The sequence below is a fragment of the Enterobacter sp. CGMCC 5087 genome (genome assembly GCF_003144775.1).
Lineage (GTDB): Bacteria > Pseudomonadota > Gammaproteobacteria > Enterobacterales > Enterobacteriaceae > Enterobacter > Enterobacter cloacae_M.
Window position 1 is genome coordinate 1 of the sequence record NZ_QFXN01000144.1, and the last position, 18,640, is coordinate 18,640.

20 protein-coding genes are annotated in these 18,640 nt (G+C 56.3%); 7 read left to right on the forward strand and 13 right to left on the reverse strand.

From position 1 onward, the window contains the following. The first annotated feature begins 180 nt into the window (after nt 1-180). Complete coding sequence (locus tag DEO48_RS12975; RefSeq protein ID WP_045355365.1) at nt 181-522, forward strand: FlxA-like family protein; 342 nt, start codon at nt 181-183, stop codon at nt 520-522. Here DEO48_RS12975 and DEO48_RS12980 read toward each other — a convergent pair. Next, on the reverse strand, nt 519-1,454 hold the full coding sequence (locus tag DEO48_RS12980) for a LysR family transcriptional regulator (protein ID WP_109845407.1): 936 nt from the start codon (nt 1,452-1,454) through the stop codon (nt 519-521). The genes DEO48_RS12975 and DEO48_RS12980 overlap by 4 nt on opposite strands. An 89-nt stretch (nt 1,455-1,543) precedes the next feature. Here DEO48_RS12980 and DEO48_RS12985 point away from each other — a divergent pair, with 89 nt between their 5' ends. Continuing rightward, a complete protein-coding gene (locus DEO48_RS12985) occupies nt 1,544-2,539 on the forward strand; it encodes a bile acid:sodium symporter family protein (protein WP_109845408.1) in 996 nt (331 codons plus the stop codon). Here the strand turns inward: DEO48_RS12985 and DEO48_RS12990 are convergent. From DEO48_RS12990 to zipA, 3 genes are all read right to left on the reverse strand, one after another. Further along, nucleotides 2,536-2,751, reverse strand: a complete 216-nt coding sequence (locus DEO48_RS12990) for a DUF3820 family protein (protein WP_003861328.1) — start codon at nt 2,749-2,751, stop codon at nt 2,536-2,538. The genes DEO48_RS12985 and DEO48_RS12990 overlap by 4 nt on opposite strands. Nucleotide 2,752: 1 nt before the next feature. Continuing rightward, complete coding sequence (gene ligA, locus DEO48_RS12995; RefSeq protein WP_109845409.1) at nt 2,753-4,768, reverse strand: NAD-dependent DNA ligase LigA; 2,016 nt, start codon at nt 4,766-4,768, stop codon at nt 2,753-2,755. 69 nt (nt 4,769-4,837) lie between these two features. Then, nucleotides 4,838-5,809 carry a cell division protein ZipA gene (zipA, locus tag DEO48_RS13000; RefSeq protein WP_109845410.1) on the reverse strand — a complete coding sequence of 324 codons (972 nt, stop codon included), beginning with the start codon at nt 5,807-5,809 and terminating at the stop codon, nt 4,838-4,840. 230 nt (nt 5,810-6,039) lie between these two features. On the opposite strand from zipA, the gene cysZ reads away from it, so the two are divergent. From cysZ to crr, 5 genes are all read left to right on the forward strand, one after another. Continuing rightward, the gene (cysZ, locus tag DEO48_RS13005) at nt 6,040-6,801 is read left to right on the forward strand and encodes a sulfate transporter CysZ (protein WP_023308728.1); all 762 of its coding nucleotides are present in this window, start codon (nt 6,040-6,042) and stop codon (nt 6,799-6,801) included. Nucleotides 6,802-6,964: 163 nt separating this feature from the next. Further along, nucleotides 6,965-7,936: a cysteine synthase A gene (gene cysK, locus DEO48_RS13010; protein WP_014884739.1), complete on the forward strand. Its 972-nt coding sequence runs from the start codon at nt 6,965-6,967 to the stop codon at nt 7,934-7,936. Nucleotides 7,937-8,253: 317 nt separating this feature from the next. Further along, the gene (ptsH, locus tag DEO48_RS13025) at nt 8,254-8,511 is read left to right on the forward strand and encodes a phosphocarrier protein Hpr (RefSeq protein ID WP_000487600.1); all 258 of its coding nucleotides are present in this window, start codon (nt 8,254-8,256) and stop codon (nt 8,509-8,511) included. 44 nt (nt 8,512-8,555) lie between these two features. After that, nucleotides 8,556-10,283: a phosphoenolpyruvate-protein phosphotransferase PtsI gene (gene ptsI, locus DEO48_RS13030; protein WP_023332954.1), complete on the forward strand. Its 1,728-nt coding sequence runs from the start codon at nt 8,556-8,558 to the stop codon at nt 10,281-10,283. A 40-nt stretch (nt 10,284-10,323) separates the two neighbouring features. Then, nucleotides 10,324-10,833, forward strand: coding sequence for a PTS glucose transporter subunit IIA (gene crr / locus DEO48_RS13035; RefSeq protein ID WP_003861316.1), 510 nt, complete (start codon nt 10,324-10,326; stop codon nt 10,831-10,833). Nucleotides 10,834-10,877: 44 nt separating this feature from the next. On the opposite strand, the gene pdxK is transcribed toward crr, so the two are convergent. The 9 genes from pdxK to DEO48_RS13080 all read right to left on the reverse strand — a co-directional run. Then, the gene (pdxK, locus tag DEO48_RS13040; protein ID WP_109845411.1) at nt 10,878-11,714 is read right to left on the reverse strand and encodes a pyridoxine/pyridoxal/pyridoxamine kinase; all 837 of its coding nucleotides are present in this window, start codon (nt 11,712-11,714) and stop codon (nt 10,878-10,880) included. A 5-nt stretch (nt 11,715-11,719) separates the two neighbouring features. Beyond that, nucleotides 11,720-12,631 (reverse strand): cysteine synthase CysM, encoded by a 912-nt coding sequence (gene cysM / locus DEO48_RS13045; RefSeq protein ID WP_109845412.1) that lies wholly within the window; start codon nt 12,629-12,631, stop codon nt 11,720-11,722. A gap of 118 nt (nt 12,632-12,749) precedes the next feature. Then, nucleotides 12,750-13,844 (reverse strand): sulfate/thiosulfate ABC transporter ATP-binding protein CysA, encoded by a 1,095-nt coding sequence (gene cysA, locus DEO48_RS13050; protein WP_023308732.1) that lies wholly within the window; start codon nt 13,842-13,844, stop codon nt 12,750-12,752. After that, the gene (cysW, locus tag DEO48_RS13055) at nt 13,834-14,709 is read right to left on the reverse strand and encodes a sulfate/thiosulfate ABC transporter permease CysW (RefSeq protein ID WP_023308733.1); all 876 of its coding nucleotides are present in this window, start codon (nt 14,707-14,709) and stop codon (nt 13,834-13,836) included. The genes cysA and cysW overlap by 11 nt, the downstream gene beginning before the upstream one ends. Next, nucleotides 14,709-15,542, reverse strand: a complete 834-nt coding sequence (gene cysT, locus DEO48_RS13060) for a sulfate/thiosulfate ABC transporter permease CysT (RefSeq protein WP_004123378.1) — start codon at nt 15,540-15,542, stop codon at nt 14,709-14,711. Before cysT ends, cysW begins: the two co-directional genes overlap by 1 nt. Next, the gene (locus DEO48_RS13065) at nt 15,542-16,555 is read right to left on the reverse strand and encodes a sulfate ABC transporter substrate-binding protein (RefSeq protein ID WP_109845413.1); all 1,014 of its coding nucleotides are present in this window, start codon (nt 16,553-16,555) and stop codon (nt 15,542-15,544) included. Before DEO48_RS13065 ends, cysT begins: the two co-directional genes overlap by 1 nt. 172 nt (nt 16,556-16,727) lie before the next feature. Next, on the reverse strand, nt 16,728-17,627 hold the full coding sequence (locus DEO48_RS13070; RefSeq protein WP_023308735.1) for a Dyp-type peroxidase: 900 nt from the start codon (nt 17,625-17,627) through the stop codon (nt 16,728-16,730). A gap of 92 nt (nt 17,628-17,719) precedes the next feature. Then, a complete protein-coding gene (locus DEO48_RS13075; RefSeq protein WP_109845414.1) occupies nt 17,720-18,295 on the reverse strand; it encodes an RpoE-regulated lipoprotein in 576 nt (191 codons plus the stop codon). A 63-nt stretch (nt 18,296-18,358) separates the two neighbouring features. After that, the coding region (locus tag DEO48_RS13080; RefSeq protein WP_146198268.1) for a DUF2919 family protein at nt 18,359-18,640 on the reverse strand (282 nt) is incomplete at its 5' end.

The window sequence follows — 18,640 nt, forward strand, 5'->3', positions numbered from 1 at the left end:
GTGTAAAAAAGCGCCCTAAAGGCGCTTTTTTGCTATCCGCAGTTTGTCTACTTTCGACCTCCAGTAACGCATCATTAATACTGATTGCGTATCGATGTTACTCCCTGCCAGATATGGCAGTTTTGCTCAAGCTAATCCCGTTGGTGCCGATACCTCTGTTTTATAACGCGAGGAAATACTATGACGACCATTCAAGCTTCAACCCAAATGATTCAAACCAGCAGCGGTGGGAGTGGCGCTTCTGGCAGTAACGACATCGCTTCCCAGATCAGCAGTATTATTGACAAGATCAAAAAGCTGACTCAGCAGTTAAAAGAGCTGGCGAACAGCACCGGCAGCGCTGATGAGAAGAAGAAGCAGCAGGAACTTATTCAGACCCAGATCAAAGTGCTTCAGGCGCAGCTCGCCTCACTGCAGCGCCAGCAGGCAGAAGAGGCCCAAAAGAAGCAGGATCAAAAGCTGGGCAAAGTGGAAGGTGTGAATAACCCTTCAGACAATAATCAGATTGATATCTACATCTAATCTTCTGATGCGTTAAACAGTGGGTCGCGTATGCGGGCTTCGGTTAATCGTTGTGCCTGAATACGCACCACTTCCCAGATAGCCTGCGCCGCCCCCGAGAGTGAGCGATTTTTTCGCCGCACCAGCATCAGCTTTCGCTCAACAACGGGCGTTAATCGCCTGACGGCCAGCCGGCTTCCCTGCGGCAGGGGAAGCGCCAGGGCGGGCAACACGCTGATGCCAATGCCGGCTTCCACCATGGGAAACAGCGTCGCCGGGTGACCAATCTCCTGCACGATCGTTGCCTTTACGCCCTGATTCACCAGCGCGGAATCAATCAGCGGACGACTGCCCGAGGCATAATCCTGTAAAACCAGGTTCGCGCCCGTCAGGGACTGCCAGCTGACTTCCGGCAACGTGACCAGCGGGTCGTCGTCACGGCAGAGCAGCAAGAATGGCTCGGAAAGTACGCTTTCACACGCCAGATCGCTCGCCTGGCCAGGATCGATCACAATACCAAAATCCACATCGCCCTGGCGGATGCTTTCCAGCACCCACTGTTGCGGCCTGTCATGCAGGACAAAATCAATGTCCGGATAGCGGTGGCTTCCCTCGGCAATACACTGAGGGATAAGGTGCGCAGAGATTGTCTGACTGGCCGCGACGCGCACGGTCCCCGAAAGCTGCTGCCCCAGCCTCCCCACGTCTCTGAGCGTGCTGTTCAGCTCATCCAGCAGCCGTTCGAGGCGCAGGGCCAGCTGCTGCCCCGCTTCGGTCAGCACCACTTCGCGCGTGGTGCGGTCCAGCAACTTCACCCCGGTCTGATTCTCCAGCTCTTTCACGCTGTGGCTGACCGCCGACTGGCTGAGGCCAATCTTCTCGCCTGCCCGGCTAAAGCTGCGGGCGTGAGCGACGGTGACGAAAATACGAAGCTGACGTAGGGAATAATTCATCTGTTTCATTCATGAATGGATGCAATAAATCAATTTTATTTCTCAAATAGAAAAAAGCACAATAGCGACATCTGATTTCAGGAGTCATTATGAAACTATTTCGTATTCTTGATCCGTTCACGCTTACCCTGGTGGTTACCGTTTTACTGGCCTCGTTTTTCCCCGCCCGCGGGGGCTTCGTCCCGTTTTTTGAAGGCCTGACGACGGCCGCCATCGCGCTGCTGTTCTTTATGCACGGTGCAAAACTCTCGCGCGAAGCCATTATTGCCGGCGGTAGCCACTGGCGGCTGCATCTCTGGGTGATGTGCAGCACGTTCATTCTGTTCCCAATCCTCGGCGTGCTGTTTGCCTGGTGGGCGCCGGTTAACGTCGACCCGGCGCTCTACACCGGTTTCCTGTATCTCTGTATTCTGCCGGCTACCGTGCAGTCCGCCATTGCCTTTACCTCTCTCGCGGGAGGAAACGTTGCGGCCGCGGTTTGCTCGGCATCGGCATCCAGCCTGTTAGGGATTTTCGTTTCCCCGCTGCTGGTGGGCCTGCTGATGAACATGCACGGCGCGGAAGGCAATCTCGAGCAGGTTGGAAAAATCTGCCTGCAGCTGCTGTTGCCGTTTGTCCTCGGCCATCTCTCGCGTCCATGGACCGGGGCGTTCGTGGCAAAGCACAAGAAATGGATCTCAAAAACCGACCAGTCGTCGATTCTGCTGGTGGTCTATTCCGCCTTCAGCGAAGCGGTCGTGAACGGGATCTGGCATAAGGTCGGCGCAGGCTCGCTGCTGTTTATCGTGGTGGTCAGCCTCGTCCTGCTGGCGATTGTGATTGCGGTAAACGTCTTTGTGGCACGCAGGTGCGGCTTCAGCAAAGCGGATGAAATCACCATTGTCTTCTGCGGTTCCAAAAAGAGCCTGGCGAACGGTATCCCGATGGCCAATATTCTTTTCCCGACCTCGGTGATTGGGATGATGGTGCTGCCGCTGATGATTTTCCACCAGATCCAGCTGATGGTCTGCGCGGTGCTGGCGCGTCGCTACAAGCGCCAGACCGAAAAGCTGGCGCAGGAAGAGACCCGCGCCGCGAAGGCTTAAGGACGTTTCAGGGGCTGAACCAGCTGGGTCAGCCCCTCGGTTTTGATCAGTAACGTGATAGCCATCAGCTCGCCCAGCCGCCCTGCCGGGAATTCATCCTTACGGGCAAACCACAGCAGATACTCCTCCGGCAAATCAATCAGCCTGCGGCCCTTGTATTTACCGAACGGCATCTCCGTATTGGCTATTTCAACGAGCTGTTCTTTCTCCACGTTACTCTCCTAACAGACGCATCATTTCCGCTTCGTCGATAACCTCAATGCCGAGCTCCTGGGCTTTCGCCAGCTTCGATCCCGCCGCTTCCCCGGCGATCACCAGGTCGGTTTTCTTCGACACGCTGCCCGCCACTTTGGCCCCCAGCGCCACAAGGCGCGCTTTCGCATCGTCGCGTGAAAGCTGGCTCAGGCTGCCGGTCAGGACTACCGTTTTACCGGCGAACGGGCTGTCGATCTCTTCGGCGTTAACCACTACCGGCGCGGGCCACTTAATGCCCTCCTCCAGCAGCTTGCCGATGACTTCACGGTTGCTCTCTTCGGCGAAGAAGTTAAAGACGTGCGTGGCGACCACAATGCCTACGTCAGGGACTTTCTGCAGCTCGTCGATGCTAGCCTTTTCCAGCGCCTCCAGCGTACCAAAGTACGCCGCCAGGCCCGCCGCCGTCGCCTCACCCACTTCACGGATGCCCAGCGCGTACAGGAAGCGGGCAAAGGTGGTCTCTTTGGCGGCTTCGAGCGCGTTCACCACGTTCTGGGCTGACTTTGGTCCCATGCGGTCGAGACCGGTCAGTTTACCTGCCGTCAGCCTGAAGAGATCCGCTGGCGTATGGACATACTCTTTCTCAACCAGCTGATCGATAATCTTGTCGCCCATGCCGTCAACGTCCATCGCCCGACGGGAGACGAAGTGCTTCAGCGACTCTTTACGCTGCGCACCACAGATTAAGCCACCCGTACAGCGCGCCACCGCTTCGCCTTCCACACGCTCAACGTCGGAGCCGCACACCGGGCAGTGGGTCGGAAAGACGATCTCGCGCGTATCGGCAGGACGTTCTGACTCCACAACGTTAACCACCTGCGGGATAACGTCGCCCGCGCGGCGAATCACCACTTTGTCACCAATGCGCAGGCCGAGGCGTTCGATTTCATCGGCGTTATGCAGCGTGGCATTACTCACCAGCACGCCCGCAACCTGCACGGGCTCCAGACGGGCGACCGGGGTAATCGCCCCCGTACGGCCAACCTGGAACTCCACGTCGCGAACGAAAGTCATCTGCTCCTGAGCAGGGAATTTAAACGCCACTGCCCAGCGCGGCGCGCGGGCCACAAAGCCCAGCTGCTCCTGCAGCGCCAGTGAATTCACCTTGATGACGACGCCATCAATATCAAACCCGAGCGTCGGGCGGTCCTCTTCCACCTTGTGGTAGAACGCCAGCACCGCTTCCGGCGAGTCGCAGAGCTGAACGCGGTTGCTCACCGGCAGGCCCCACGCTTTAAACTGCAGCAGGCGTCCGAGGTGCGTATCCGGCAGCTCGCCGCCCTCCAGAATACCGACGCCGTAGCAGAAGAAAGTAAGCGGTCGCTTCGCGGTAATACGCGGGTCAAGCTGGCGCAGAGAGCCTGCCGCCGCATTACGCGGGTTAGCAAACACCTTACCGCCGGTGCGACGCGCCTCGTCGTTAATTTTCTCGAAGCCCGCCTGGGGCAGGAACACCTCGCCGCGCACTTCCAGACGCGCGGGAATGTTGTCACCCTGCAGCTTCAGCGGGATCGCACGGATGGTACGCACGTTGGTAGTGATGTCTTCGCCCGTCGTACCGTCGCCACGCGTTGCGGCACGCACCAGCACGCCGTTTTCGTAGAGAAGGCTGACCGCCAGGCCATCCAGCTTGAGCTCGCAGCACCAGGTGAGGGAGTCGCTGCTTTTCAGGCGATCCTGCACGCGCTTGTTAAACGCGAGGAAGCTCTCTTCATCGAAGACGTTATCCAGCGACAGCATCGGCACCTCATGGCGCACCTGGCTGAAAGCGCCCAGCGGCTCAGCGCCGACGCGCTGGGTGGGGGAATCCGGCGTGATAAGCTCCGGATGCTGCGCCTCTAGTTCACGCAGCTCGCGCATCAGGCGGTCATATTCGGCATCCGGGACTTCCGGCGCGTCCATAACATGATAGAGATATTCATGATGGCGAAGCGTGGTTCGCAGTTCAGTGAGTTGTTGTTCGATTGAGTCCATATCGCACCATCAATGAGAAAAAACCCCCGACAGGCGGGGGTTGAGGAGGAGTTGAAGTAAGCGCGACTATTACGCGTTAGCTTCCTTAACTTCGCGGATGCGGTCCTGATACTCGCGCAGCTTCTGCGGAGTCATCATTCGACGCTGATCGTCGAGCACCACACCACCGACTTCGTCAGCGATGTGCTGAGCGGACTGCAGCATCAGCTTAAAGTTTTGCAGTTCGTCGCCGTAAGAAGGCACCTGCATAAAGATAGTGACGCCCGGGGTCACGAAATCACCGGTCATTTCCGGATCAAAGGTGCCGGGGTTAACCATGTTGGCCAGGCTGAACAGCGCCGGGCCGCTACCGTCAGGGCTTAGATGGCGATGGAAAATGTTCATATCACCAAACTTGAATCCTGCCTGTTGAATACTGTTGAGCAGCACGTCACCGTTAAGATGGCTGCCGTGATGCGCGGCCACGTTCATGATGATCACCGCTTCTTTACGCTGTGGTTTTTCAACAACCGGCTCAGGCTCTACAACGGGCTCTGGCTCAACGTGCGGGGCCGGAGCAGGCTGTACGTGAACAGGCTGCTGCGGTTGTTGTACCGGCTGAGCAGGCTGTTGCTGCACGGGCTGCTGCACCGGCTGCTGTTGAACCGGCTGTGGCGCAGCAGGCTGCTGATAAACAGGCTGTTGCGGCGGCTGGCGCACCGGTTCTTCCACAGGCTGCGGCGCTGGCTGGCGCGGCTGTGCAGAAGCATACGGCGGTTGATACTGGTGCTGCGAAGGACGAGGCGCTTCATGCTCCCCATGGCCTGCGCCGGGCGCAGTATTGACCCGATGAACACGAACTTCACCCACGCCGTCGTCATCGCTGCCGTCGATGTCATCTTCACTGTCATCGTCGTCACGACTGGACTTCATGCGCTTCAGTGGGCGATCGCGAAACATCGAGGAACGCTCTTTACGGCTGGTCCAGAAACCATGTACCAGTAAAGCGATTATGGCGATCGCGCCAACAATGATTAATATCAGACGCAAATCCTGCATCATTATATTCTCTGTTGTTCTAACACCTTGCCACCACGGCAAACATTTACTCACTAAGAGTATTTGCCGTTTACGTCAAGTGCAAGTGTGTGCAGAGCATTCACAGCATAAAGATGAAGGAAATCGTGCTTTTTGCTGGTTTTTCGAACATTTCCGAACTGGTCATTGCTCCGTAAGTGGATAATATAGGCGGGCAATTCCACTGGTTGTGTAAAAAGGAGTACAGCCTGGCTATGGTTTCAACATCTTCTTCTCCCCCGCGCAGCGGCGTCTGGTATTTTTCTCAGGGCTGGAAACTGGTCTCCCTGCCGGGGATTCGACGCTTCGTCATTCTGCCGCTATTGATCAACATTATTCTGATGGGCGGCGCGTTCTGGTGGCTGTTCACAAAGCTGGAGAGCTGGATCCCGTCGCTGATGAGTTACGTGCCGGACTGGCTGCAGTGGCTTAACTACCTGCTCTGGCCGGTAGCGGTGATCTCCGTGCTGCTGGTGTTTGGGTACTTCTTTTCGACGATTGCCAACTGGATAGCCGCGCCGTTTAACGGTCTGCTGGCGGAACAGCTTGAAGCGCGGCTTACCGGTGCGACGCCGCCGGACACGGGCGTGCTGGGGATCATGAAAGACCTGCCACGCATCATGAAGCGCGAGTGGCAGAAGTTTGCCTGGTACCTGCCCCGCGCGATTGTGCTGCTTATCCTCTACTTTGTGCCAGGCATTGGCCAGACGGTGGCGCCGGTGCTGTGGTTCCTGTTCAGCGCCTGGATGCTGGCCATCCAGTACTGCGACTATCCGTTCGATAACCACAAGGTGCCGTTTAAAGAGATGCGCACTGCCCTGCGCAGTCAGAAGGTCGCCAATATGCAGTTTGGCGCGCTGACCAGCCTGTTCACCATGATTCCCTTCCTGAATCTCTTCATCATGCCCGTCGCCGTCTGCGGCGCGACGGCGATGTGGGTCGACTGCTACCGTGCTAAGCACGCGTTATGGAAATAATGCAAAAATGTGTAAAGCAGGGGTGGCTTATGCCGCCCCTTATTCCATACTGATCCCCATTATTTCCTTGCAGTATATAGATATGCGAATTCCTTACTTCCCCCTACCTGCTCAACAGGTATGCTGGGTCGGTATCCCAATTTCATACAGTTAAGGACAGGCCATGAGTAAGATTTATGAAGACAACTCGCTGACTATCGGTCATACGCCCCTGGTTCGACTGAACCGTATCGGTAATGGACGCATTCTGGCGAAGGTCGAATCACGTAACCCGAGCTTCAGCGTAAAATGCCGTATCGGTGCAAACATGATTTGGGATGCTGAAAAACGTGGCGTACTGAAGCCTGGCGTTGAGCTGGTGGAACCGACCAGTGGTAACACCGGTATCGCTCTGGCCTATGTGGCTGCCGCACGCGGCTACAAGCTGACGCTGACTATGCCAGAAACCATGAGCATCGAGCGTCGTAAGCTGCTTAAAGCGCTAGGCGCGAACCTGGTGCTGACCGAAGGCGCGAAGGGCATGAAGGGCGCCATTCAGAAAGCCGAAGAGATTGTGGCCAGCGATCCGGCGAAATATCTGCTGCTGCAGCAGTTCAGCAACCCGGCAAACCCGGAAATTCACGAGAAGACCACCGGTCCGGAAATCTGGGAAGATACAGACGGCCAGGTTGACGTCTTTATCTCCGGCGTGGGTACCGGCGGTACGCTGACCGGCGTGTCACGCTATATTAAAGGCACAAAGGGTAAAAAAGACCTGATCACCGTTGCCGTTGAGCCGACTGACTCACCGGTTATCACCCAGGCACTGGCGGGTGAAGAGCTTAAGCCAGGCCCACATAAAATTCAGGGTATTGGCGCAGGCTTCATTCCGGGCAACCTGGATCTGAAGCTAATCGATAAAGTGGTGACTATCACTAACGAAGAAGCCATTTCTACCGCGCGTCGCCTGATGGATGAAGAAGGCATTCTGGCGGGTATCTCTTCCGGTGCGGCCGTTGCGGCAGCACTCAAGCTGCAGGAAGACGAAGCCTTTACCAATAAGAATATTGTGGTTATCCTTCCTTCTTCGGGCGAGCGTTACTTGAGCACCGCACTGTTTGCCGATCTGTTTACCGAAAAAGAGCTGCAACAGTAGTGCCAGCATGTTAATAACGCGTAAAAAAGCACCTTTTCAGGTGCTTTTTTGTGGCCTGCTTCAAACTTTTGCCCCTCCTGGCATTGCTTCACCCCGTTGGGTCTGGTATTTAAACCAGCAATTATTTTGATGCGTGAAATTAATCGGTGAATGAAATAGCCTTGCTGAATCGATTTTATGATTTGGTTCAAGTCTTGCTTTCGCTGCATAATGTTTAATGACGATCGAAACGTCAGCGCTAACAATACAGGCTAAAGTTCAGTCGCCAGGCTAGACTTTAGTTCCACAACACTAAACCTATAAGTTGGGGAAATACAATGTTCCAGCAAGAAGTTACCATTACCGCTCCGAACGGTCTGCACACCCGCCCTGCTGCTCAGTTTGTTAAAGAAGCAAAAGGCTTCACTTCTGAAATCACTGTGACTTCCAACGGCAAAAGCGCGAGCGCAAAAAGCCTGTTCAAACTGCAGACTCTGGGCCTGACTCAGGGCACTGTTGTCACCATTTCTGCAGAAGGTGAAGACGAGCAGAAAGCAGTTGAGCATCTGGTAAAACTGATGGCTGAGCTCGAGTAAGTTTCCGGGTTCTTTTAAATATCAGTCACAAGTAAGGTAGGGTTATGATTTCAGGCATTTTAGCATCCCCGGGTATCGCTTTCGGCAAAGCACTGCTGCTGAAAGAAGACGAGATCGTCATCGACCGGAAAAAAATTTCTGCCGACAAGGTTGATCAGGAAGTTGAACGTTTTCTGAGCGGTCGTGCCAAGGCATCTGCGCAACTGGAAGCAATCAAAACTAAAGCTGGCGAAACTTTCGGTGAAGAAAAAGAAGCCATCTTCGAAGGGCACATCATGCTGCTCGAAGATGAGGAGCTGGAGCAGGAAATCATAGCCCTGATTAAAGATAAAGGCATGACGGCCGACGCGGCTGCGCATGAAGTTATTGAAGGTCAGGCAACTGCCCTGGAAGAACTGGATGATGAATACCTGAAAGAGCGTGCGGCTGACGTACGTGACATCGGTAAGCGCCTGCTGCGCAACATCCTGGGTCTGGCCATCATCGATCTGAGCGCGATTCAGGATGAAGTCATCCTGGTTGCCGCTGACCTCACCCCGTCTGAAACCGCACAGCTGAACCTGAAAAAGGTCCTCGGTTTCATCACCGACGCGGGTGGCCGTACCTCCCACACCTCTATCATGGCGCGCTCTCTGGAACTGCCTGCCATCGTGGGTACCGGTAGCGTCACCTCTCAGGTGAAAAACGGCGACTATCTGATTCTGGATGCCGTAAACAATCTGGTTTACGTCAACCCAACTAATGAAGAGATCGATAAACTGCGCGCGGTTCAGGAGCAGGTTGCGACTGAAAAAGCGGAACTCGCTAAGCTGAAAGACCTGCCAGCCATCACCCTGGACGGCCATCAGGTAGAAGTGTGCGCAAACATCGGCACCGTCCGCGACGTTGATGGCGCTGAGCGCAACGGTGCGGAAGGCGTAGGTCTCTATCGTACAGAATTCCTGTTCATGGACCGCGACGCGCTGCCAACGGAAGAAGAGCAGTTTGCTGCCTATAAAGCCGTTGCTGAAGCCTGTGGCTCTCAGGCGGTTATCGTCCGTACCATGGACATCGGTGGCGACAAAGAGCTGCCGTACATGAACTTCCCGAAAGAAGAGAACCCGTTCCTGGGCTGGCGTGCAATCCGTATCGCGATGGATCGTAAAGAGATCCTGCGTGACCAGGTTCGCGCGATCCTGCGTGCCTCTGCTTTCGGTAAACTGCGCATCATGTTCCCGATGATCATCTCTGTTGAAGAAGTGCGTGCACTGAAGAAAGAGATCGAAATCTACAAACAGGAACTGCGCGACGAAGGTAAAGCGTTTGACGAGTCAATCGAGATCGGCGTAATGGTGGAAACACCTGCGGCGGCGACCATTGCGCGTCATTTAGCCAAAGAAGTTGATTTCTTTAGTATCGGCACCAATGATTTAACGCAGTACACCCTGGCAGTTGACCGTGGTAATGATATGATTTCACATCTCTACCAGCCAATGTCACCGTCCGTACTGAACTTGATCAAGCAAGTTATTGATGCTTCTCATGCAGAAGGTAAATGGACTGGCATGTGTGGTGAGCTTGCAGGCGACGAACGTGCTACACTTCTGTTGCTGGGTATGGGTCTGGACGAATTCTCTATGAGCGCCATTTCCATCCCGCGCATTAAGAAGATTATCCGTAACACGAACTTCGAAGATGCGAAGGTGTTAGCAGAGCAGGCTCTTGCTCAACCGACAACGGACGAGTTAATGACGCTGGTTAACAAGTTCATTGAAGAAAAAACAATCTGCTAATCCACGAGATGCGGCCCAAATTACTGCTTAGGAGAAGATCATGGGTTTGTTCGATAAACTGAAATCTCTGGTTTCTGATGATAAGAAAGACTCCGGAACTATTGAGATTGTTGCTCCGCTCTCCGGCGAGATCGTCAACATCGAAGACGTGCCGGATGTAGTGTTTGCTGAGAAAATCGTTGGTGATGGCATTGCTATCAAACCAACTGGCAACAAAATGGTTGCTCCAGTTGACGGCACCATCGGTAAAATTTTTGAAACCAACCATGCGTTCTCTATCGAATCTGATAGCGGTATCGAACTGTTCGTTCACTTCGGTATCGACACCGTTGAACTGAAAGGCGAAGGCTTCAAACGTATCGCGGAAGAAGGCCAGCGTGTTAAAGTTGGCGACCCGGTAATTGAATTCGATCTGCCACTGCTGGAAGAAAAAGCCAAGTCTACCCTGACGCCGGTTGTTATCTCCAACATGGACGAAATCAAAGAACTGATCAAACTGTCTGGCAGCGTCACCGTGGGTGAAACCCCGGTTATCCGCATCAAGAAGTAATTCTTGCAGCACAGAAAAATGGCGCCTTCGGGCGCCATTTTTGTTTATGCCGGTAGGATAAGCTCGTCGTAGCCTTTCGACTGGGTATAAAGCATCACATCAGTCACCCGATCGCCGGCCATGCGAATGGCGTCGGCAACGGTTTTTCCCTCAACAATTCCGCTCACCAGTTCTGAACAGAACAGGTCGCCCGTCCCTTTCAGATCGGTTTCTACGCGCGGATGCGCGCTGACGGTCACGCCTTCATTCGTCACCAGCACTACGTGGATGTTTTCCGGGTCATCGGCCACCGGCGCGCTGGTGATCGCCACCCATTTCAGGCTGTCGGAGAGCAGTCCCTGCGCCGCAGAGATGGCGCTTTCCGGCGTACGGCACGGTTTGCCGCTTAACACTTCCAGCTCGTAGACGTTTGGCGTGATCCCCTGCGCCAGCGGCAGCAGGTGTTCCCGATACGCCTGCGGGATCTCTGGCTTCACGTACATACCGCTGTCGATATCGCCGATAACCGGGTCGACCAGCACCAGCAGGTCAGGATGCTGCGCTTTGACCGCCTTCAGCCATTGAGACAGCAGGACGATCTGGCTGGCGCTGCCCATATAGCCGGTGGTGACCGCCTTAAGCTCGCGCAGGATCTCGCGCTCTTCCAGTGCCTTAAGATAGCCGCTGAACCACTCGTCGGGGATCACTCCACCATAAAACGTGTCGTAGTGCGGCGTGTTGCTAAACAGTACCGTCGGCACGGCGGTAACGTTCAGCCTGTGGGTACGAATATTCGGTACCGCAATGCTGTTCCCCACGCTGCCGTAAACCACCTGCGACTGCACCGCGACAATATCGGTTTGCTGCGCCCGGGTATTATCCCGGAATAGAATCATCTCCATGACGCTTAAATCCCCGCCCCCTGCGAATAACTCTCTTCACCAAAGATGCCGGTAGACAGATAGCGATCGCCGCGATCGCAAATAATCGCAACTATTACCGCCCCCGGGTTTGCCTGCGCTACCCGAATCGCACCCGCTACCGCGCCGCCCGAGCTGACGCCGCAGAAGATACCTTCGCGCACGGCCAGCTCACGCATGGTATTTTCCGCCTCGCGCTGGTGAAGATCCAGCACCTGGTCCACCAGCTGCGCATTAAAGATGCCGGGCATATACTCCGCCGGCCAGCGGCGAATGCCCGGAATGCTGCTCCCCTCTTCCGGCTGGAGGCCAACGATGGTGACGGCTTTTTCCTGCTCGCGCAGAAAACGCGATACCCCGGTAATGGTGCCGGTGGTGCCCATGCTGGAGACAAAATGGGTGATACGCCCGTCGGTTTGCTGCCAGATTTCCGGGCCGGTGGTGGTGTAGTGCGCGTACGGGTTGTCCGGATTGTTGAACTGATCCAGCAGTTTACCTTCACCGCGCCCGGCCATCTCCAGCGCTAAGTCGCGTGCGCCTTCCATTCCCTGCTCTTTGGTCACCAGAATCAGCTCGGCCCCGTAGGCACGCATCGCGGCGCGGCGCTCCTGGCTCATGTTGTCCGGCATCAGCAGCTTCATGCGGTAGCCTTTCAGCGCCGCAATCATCGCCAGGGCGATACCGGTATTGCCGCTGGTGGCCTCTATCAGCACGTCGCCTGGCTTAATTTCTCCGCGTTTTTCGGCCTGGACAATCATCGACAGCGCCGCTCGGTCTTTCACCGACCCCGCCGGGTTGTTGCCTTCGAGTTTGACCCAGATTTCGCTGCCGTTGTCCGGCCCCATGCGCTGAAGTTTGACCAGAGGAGTGTTGCCGATGGTGTGTTCGAGTGTATTCACGATTTTTACTCAATAAAAAAGCCGGGGCGCGCGCAGCGATCCCGGCCTACAAGACGCAGTGATAACTGTAGGCCCGGTCAGCGCAGCGCCACCGGGCGATAAACATCCTAATAACCTATCAGGCTGACTCCGCCAGAGCAATATCCTCGCGCGTCTCGATGCGCTCCTTCCCGTGATAAATCCGGGCATGCTGCAGCCCGACAAACAGGCGCTCACCCCGGTGCGGCGGCACGTCGTCGCGCATGACCACGGTCAGCGGCTCGGTATACCAGCCCAGCGGCTGTACCACCAATTGGGTGTAGTGACCTTTAGGGCTAGCTTCCAGCACCTGCACCGGCAGCGGTGAATCCAGGCTGGTTCGGCGGCTCACGTCCACTTCCCACGGACGCAGGAACAGATCGACCGGCCCCTGATGCGCGGAGGTATAGCCCAGCGGCCAGCGGTGCGCGCCAACATGGAACTGTCCGCCGCGAATAGTACCCTGAAGACGGTTTACCTCGCCCATAAACTCCAGCACGAAGCGGGTCGCCGGCTCGCGCCAGAGCTGCTCCGGCTCGTCAACCTGCTCAATGTTGCCCTGGCTCATGACCACCACGCGATCCGCGACCTCCATCGCCTCTTCCTGGTCGTGGGTCACGAAGACGCTGGTGAATTTCAGCTCCTCATGCAGCTGACGCAGCCAGCGGCGCAGCTCTTTACGCACCTGCGCATCCAGCGCGCCGAAGGGTTCATCCAGCAGCAGAATTTGCGGCTCAACGGCCAGCGCGCGCGCCAGCGCCACGCGCTGTTTCTGCCCGCCGGACAGCTGGGCCGGGAAACGGTCCGCCAGGTGAGCCAGCTGCACCATCTCCAGCAGTTTGGTCACTTTGGCCTTAATGGTTGCCGTATCCGGACGCTCGCGACGCGGCAGCACGGTCAGGCCAAACGCGATGTTGTCGAACACGGTCATGTGGCGGAACAGCGCATAATGCTGGAACACAAAGCCTACTTTACGATCGCGGGCGTGCAGGCGACTCACGTCGGTGCCGTGGAAGCGGATGTGTCCGCTGGTCTGATGCTCAAGCCCGGCGATAATACGCAGCAGCGTGGTTTTGCCCGAGCCGGACGGTCCCAGCAGCGCCACCATTTGTCCGGAAGGGATATCCAGCGAGATATCATTCAGCACCTGGGTGCGACCAAAAGACTTCTTAATATTGGCAATCTCAATGCTCATGATTTCCCTCCTGATGCTGACGTTTTTCCTGATTTTCTAAACGCCACTGCACCACACTCTTCAAAAACAGGGTCAAGATGGCCATCAGCGTCAGCAACGCTGCGGCAGTAAACGAGCCGATGGTGTTGTAGTCCTGCTGCAGCAGCTCAATCTGGAGCGGCAGCGACAGGGTTTCACCCCGGATGGAGCCGGAGACGACGGACACGGCACCAAACTCACCAATCGCGCGGGCGTTGGTCAGCACCACGCCGTAAAGCAGCGCCCAGCGAATGTTCGGCAGCGTCACGCGACGGAACATCTGCCAGCCTGACGCGCCCAGTAGTACCGCCGCTTCGTCTTCGTTGCTCCCCTGGCTTAACATCACCGGCACCAGCTCACGCACCACAAACGGACAGGTCACGAAGATGGTGACCAGAACCATGCCCGGCCAGGCGAACATGATTTGCAGGTTATGCTCATCCAGCCAGCCGCCCAGCGGACCGTTGGAGCCGTAAAAGAGCAGGTACACCAGACCGGCCACCACCGGCGACACGGCAAACGGAATATCCAGCAGGGTCAGCAGCAGCTGACGTCCCGGAAAGTTGAAGCGCGTCACCAGCCAGGCCAACAGGGTCCCGAACACGAGGTTCACCGGCACGGTGATCAACGCAATCAGCACGGTCAGCCAGATGGCATGCAGCATATCCGGGTTCGCCAGGTTTTCCAGCGCGGGCATCAGGCCCTTGCTGAATGCCTGAACGAAGATATAAACCGTCGGCACGACGAGAATGAGGGCGGAAACCAGCACGCCCGCCCCAATCAGAAACCATTTACCCCAGTTGATGCGGGGTGCATCGTATCGCTTCAATTGCGTAACTTCCGCCATCAGTGACCTACCACACGTCGACCAAAGCGACTTTGCAGAGTGTTAATCGAGTACAGCAGCAGCAGCGAGGCCGCCAGGATCACCGAGGCAATCGCGCTCGCCGCCGGATAATCAAACTCCTGCAAACGGATGAAAATCATCAGCGAGGTGACTTCAGTTTTCCAGGCGATGTTCCCGGCGATAAAAATCACCGCGCCGAACTCACCGAGGCTGCGGGTAAACGACAGCGCAACGCCCGCCATCAGCGCCGGAGAGAGTTCCGGCAGAACCACCTTGCGGAAGCTCTGCCAGCGCGTGGCACCCAGCGTTTCCGCCGCTTCTTCGTATTCCGGACCCAACTCTTCCAGCACCGGCTGCACGGTACGGACCACAAACGGGATGCTGGTAAAGGCCATCGCCACCGCGATACCGAGCCAGGTGTAGGTCACTTTGATATCAAATTTCGCCAGCCACTCGCCGTACAGCCCGTTCACAGAGAAGAGCGACGCGAGGGTTAAGCCCGCCACCGCCGTCGGCAGCGCAAACGGCAGATCCATCAGGGCGTCAAGCAGCGTGCGGCCCGGGAAGCGATAGCGGGTTAAGATCCACGCCATCAGCAGGCCAAACACGCCGTTAAAAATGGAGGCAACAAACGCCGACAGCAGCGTCACCTTGTAGGCCGCCACCACCTGCGGGTTGGTGACCACGTCCCAGTACTGCGCCCAGCTCATCTGAGCAAGCTGCATCACCAGCGCGCTGAGCGGCAACAGCAGGATCAGGCAGACGAACAGCAGGCTTGTCCCGAGGCTTAAGGTAAAGCCCGGCAGCACGCGTTTTGTCGAAACTGCAAACATTACTTATGCCCCGCCGCCAGCAGTTTGTCTAACTCACCGCCGCTGGCAAAATGCGTTTTCATCACATCAGGCCAGGAGCCGAAATGATCTTCGACGCGGAACAAATCGGTCTGCGGGAACTTATCTTTCAGCTTGTTCATTACGTCCGGGTTGTTCACGCGGTAGTAGTAATCGGTAATGATGGTCTGCGCCTGCGGGCTGTACAGGTAGTTGAGATAGGCTTTTGCCGCTTTCTCGGTACCGTTTGTCTGCACGTTTTTATCCACCCACGCCACCGGGAACTCGGCCAGGATGTTGGTTTTCGGGATAACGACCTCGAAGCCCTGCGCTTCATACTGTTTGCGGATGTTATTCACTTCCGATTCAAAGCTGATCAGCACGTCGCCGAGACCGCGCTCCGCGAAGGTCGTTGTCGCCCCGCGGCCGCCGGTATCAAACACTTCGACGTTTTTCAGGAACTGGGTCATGAACTGCTCGGTTTTGGCTTTATCATTACCGTCAGCCTTGTCGGCCGCGCCCCACGCGGCTAAATAGGTGTAGCGAGCGTTACCGGAGGTTTTTGGATTCGGGAAAATCAGCTTCACGTCGGAACGCACCAGGTCGCTCCAGTCGTGGATATTCTTCGGGTTGCCCTTACGCACCAGGAAGCCCATGGTGGAATAGAACGGGGAGCTGTTGTTCGGCAGACGACTCTGCCAGTCCGCCGGGATGAGCTTGCCTTTGTCATGCAGGATCTGCACGTCAGTCACCTGGTTGTAGGTCACCACATCCGCTTTCAGGCCCTGCAAAATCGCCAGCGCCTGCTTGGACGATCCGGCATGGGACTGCTTGATGGTCAGCTTGTCGCCGTTATTGTCTTTCGCCCACTGCTGTTCAAACGGGGGATTAAGGGCGGCAAACAGCTCGCGGGAGACGTCATACGAACTGTTTAACAGTTCAGTCGCCTGCGCCTGTGCCACCAGCAGTAAACCTGCCAGCGCCAGAGTTCCTTTTTTCAGTACAGTAACGGCCATTGCGCACCCTTATAAATGTGATGACTATCTTATAGTCATAATATTTATAACGGGGATGAAAGGAGTAACGGTTTTATATACCGTTTGGTGATTTAGAAGCAGAAAAGGGAATAAGGGTGAGGCCTGATGCTTTCACCCCAGCCCTCTCCCGCAGGGAGAGGGAGAAAGGACATTACAGCGCCAGCAGACGCTCAACGGACGGCGCAAAGTAATAGCCGCCGGTCACCGGTTTGGTGAAGCGCAGCATGGCGTCGCGCTTGCCGTCGGTATCGCCGAACATGCTCAGCAGCTGCTGCTCGATGTTATAGAGGCGCGCGCAGTACGCGCAGAAGTAGAGGCCGTGCGTGCCGCTTGCCGTGCCGTAAGGCAGACTCTGGCGAACAATCTTCAGCCCTTTTCCGTCTTCTTTGAGATCAACGCGGGACAGGTGAGAGGTTACTGGACGGTCGTCGCCGTCGATCTCTTCGTTGGCTTCTTTAGTGCGGCCAATCATCATCTCCTGATCGTGCACGCTCATGCGGTTAAGCTGCTTGAGGTTGTGCTCCCAGCGCTGCACGAACACGTAGCTGCCGCCCGCGTCCACGCCGTCTTTGATCACCGCCACGTCGCGACGCGTCTCTTCACCCGCCGGGTTTTCGGTGCCGTCGACGAAGCCGCTCAGATCGCGCTCTTCTACCCAGCGGAAGCCGTGAACCTCTTCCTGCACCTCAATGCTGTCGCCAAAGGCCGCTACTGCCGCCTGGGCAACGGAAAAGTTCACGTCGTGACGCAGGGAGAGAATGTGGATCAGCACGTCGTACTGGGTTGCCGGAGCCAGGCCTTTGCCGTAAGGGATGAAGTCTTTCAGCTCTTCCGCCCCTTCGCCACCGCTCAGCTGACGCCAGACGTTATTGCCAAAGGCAACAACGGCGCCGAGGTGGGCTTCCGGGAATTTGGCCTGGAAGGTGGCCAGCTTATCAACAAACGCTTTACTGGCCGCACGCAGGGCATCCACGTCCCCTTTAACATTGGCTTCAATCCAAATCGCCGCGCGGCAATGTTCTGGCAAAATGCCACTCTGAACCTGAGACATCGCTCCTCCTGAAATAAAGATGCCACGTCAGCGTGGCATTGATGGCGGCTATTATACCCAGATTTCAGCGAGGCGGTTTGTTCAGGCGCAAATTACTGCTTCCAGAGTATTTTGCTCACTTTCCAGCTTTTGAGCGTGTCGTCAGACGGCATCAGACCTTCCGGACCGCTCCAGGTTCCGGTGAAGACATAGCTGATGTGCTGGCTGCCTTCAGCCTTACATTCCACCGCGACCTTGTCGTCAGACGGCACGCTGGTGCAGTTGCCAAAAGCCTGCTTATAAAGCTCGCTAAACGGCGTACCCACCTTTACACCGCTCGCCGTCGGAATATCTTCATCCATCACAGCGATACGGTTTACGGTGCCTTTGTCACCGTTAATCACCAGCGCCAGCTTGTCGCCCTTCAGCGCTTCGTAATAGCGAACAATATTGCCATTCTCCGTTTTCATGCCGCTGCGCAGGCGGTAATCGCCGCTGAGCGCATCCTGAATAGCGTCCTGATCCAGCGCCGTCGCGGCGGTAATTTTCCCCACGCCCTGCTCGGTCACTTCCGTTGATGAGCCAAACCAGTTCCACGGATACGCGGCGGACCAGTTAATGGAGGAGAGCGTCGAACAGCCGGTCAACGCCAGCGGGAGAGCGCATAAAAGTAAACGCAGCGATTTCATTGAAACGTCCTTTCTTGTTAAATCAACGCTTGTTGGAGTGCGACATCGGCAAAAAGTGCCGGATTAATCATCCTGATGCGCAAAACAGGCGCGAAGACGCGGGTTGGTCAGCAGCCACAGCAGGGCCACAATATCGGCAACCACCAGCGCAACGCCGGTACCCGTCAGCGGTTCACCGTACCACCAGAGTACCGGCTGCCAGAAGAGCAGCGCAATCTGGGCGAGGATCAGCAGCCAGCGAAGCGCGCCCCAAAAGCGTGGTATCAAATGCCGCCGTCCGCTGCATAAAAAAGCGACCACCGCCGGTATGCCCGGCAGCAAGCCGAGCCAGAAGGCGTCATGATC

Bases quoted from the DNA above. Each gene is read 5' to 3' on its own strand.
- DEO48_RS12975 (WP_045355365.1), top strand. From the start codon at position 181: ATGACGACCATTCAAGCTTCAACCCAAATGATTCAAACCAGCAGCGGT.
- DEO48_RS12980 (WP_109845407.1), bottom strand. From the start codon at position 1,454: ATGAATTATTCCCTACGTCAGCTTCGTATTTTCGTCACCGTCGCTCAC.
- DEO48_RS12985 (WP_109845408.1), top strand. From the start codon at position 1,544: ATGAAACTATTTCGTATTCTTGATCCGTTCACGCTTACCCTGGTGGTT.
- ligA (WP_109845409.1), bottom strand. From the start codon at position 4,768: ATGGACTCAATCGAACAACAACTCACTGAACTGCGAACCACGCTTCGC.
- zipA (WP_109845410.1), bottom strand. From the start codon at position 5,809: ATGATGCAGGATTTGCGTCTGATATTAATCATTGTTGGCGCGATCGCC.
- cysZ (WP_023308728.1), top strand. From the start codon at position 6,040: ATGGTTTCAACATCTTCTTCTCCCCCGCGCAGCGGCGTCTGGTATTTT.
- cysK (WP_014884739.1), top strand. From the start codon at position 6,965: ATGAGTAAGATTTATGAAGACAACTCGCTGACTATCGGTCATACGCCC.
- ptsH (WP_000487600.1), top strand. From the start codon at position 8,254: ATGTTCCAGCAAGAAGTTACCATTACCGCTCCGAACGGTCTGCACACC.
- ptsI (WP_023332954.1), top strand. From the start codon at position 8,556: ATGATTTCAGGCATTTTAGCATCCCCGGGTATCGCTTTCGGCAAAGCA.
- crr (WP_003861316.1), top strand. From the start codon at position 10,324: ATGGGTTTGTTCGATAAACTGAAATCTCTGGTTTCTGATGATAAGAAA.
- pdxK (WP_109845411.1), bottom strand. From the start codon at position 11,714: ATGGAGATGATTCTATTCCGGGATAATACCCGGGCGCAGCAAACCGAT.
- cysA (WP_023308732.1), bottom strand. From the start codon at position 13,844: ATGAGCATTGAGATTGCCAATATTAAGAAGTCTTTTGGTCGCACCCAG.
- cysW (WP_023308733.1), bottom strand. From the start codon at position 14,709: ATGGCGGAAGTTACGCAATTGAAGCGATACGATGCACCCCGCATCAAC.
- cysT (WP_004123378.1), bottom strand. From the start codon at position 15,542: ATGTTTGCAGTTTCGACAAAACGCGTGCTGCCGGGCTTTACCTTAAGC.
- DEO48_RS13065 (WP_109845413.1), bottom strand. From the start codon at position 16,555: ATGGCCGTTACTGTACTGAAAAAAGGAACTCTGGCGCTGGCAGGTTTA.
- DEO48_RS13070 (WP_023308735.1), bottom strand. From the start codon at position 17,627: ATGTCTCAGGTTCAGAGTGGCATTTTGCCAGAACATTGCCGCGCGGCG.
- DEO48_RS13075 (WP_109845414.1), bottom strand. From the start codon at position 18,295: ATGAAATCGCTGCGTTTACTTTTATGCGCTCTCCCGCTGGCGTTGACC.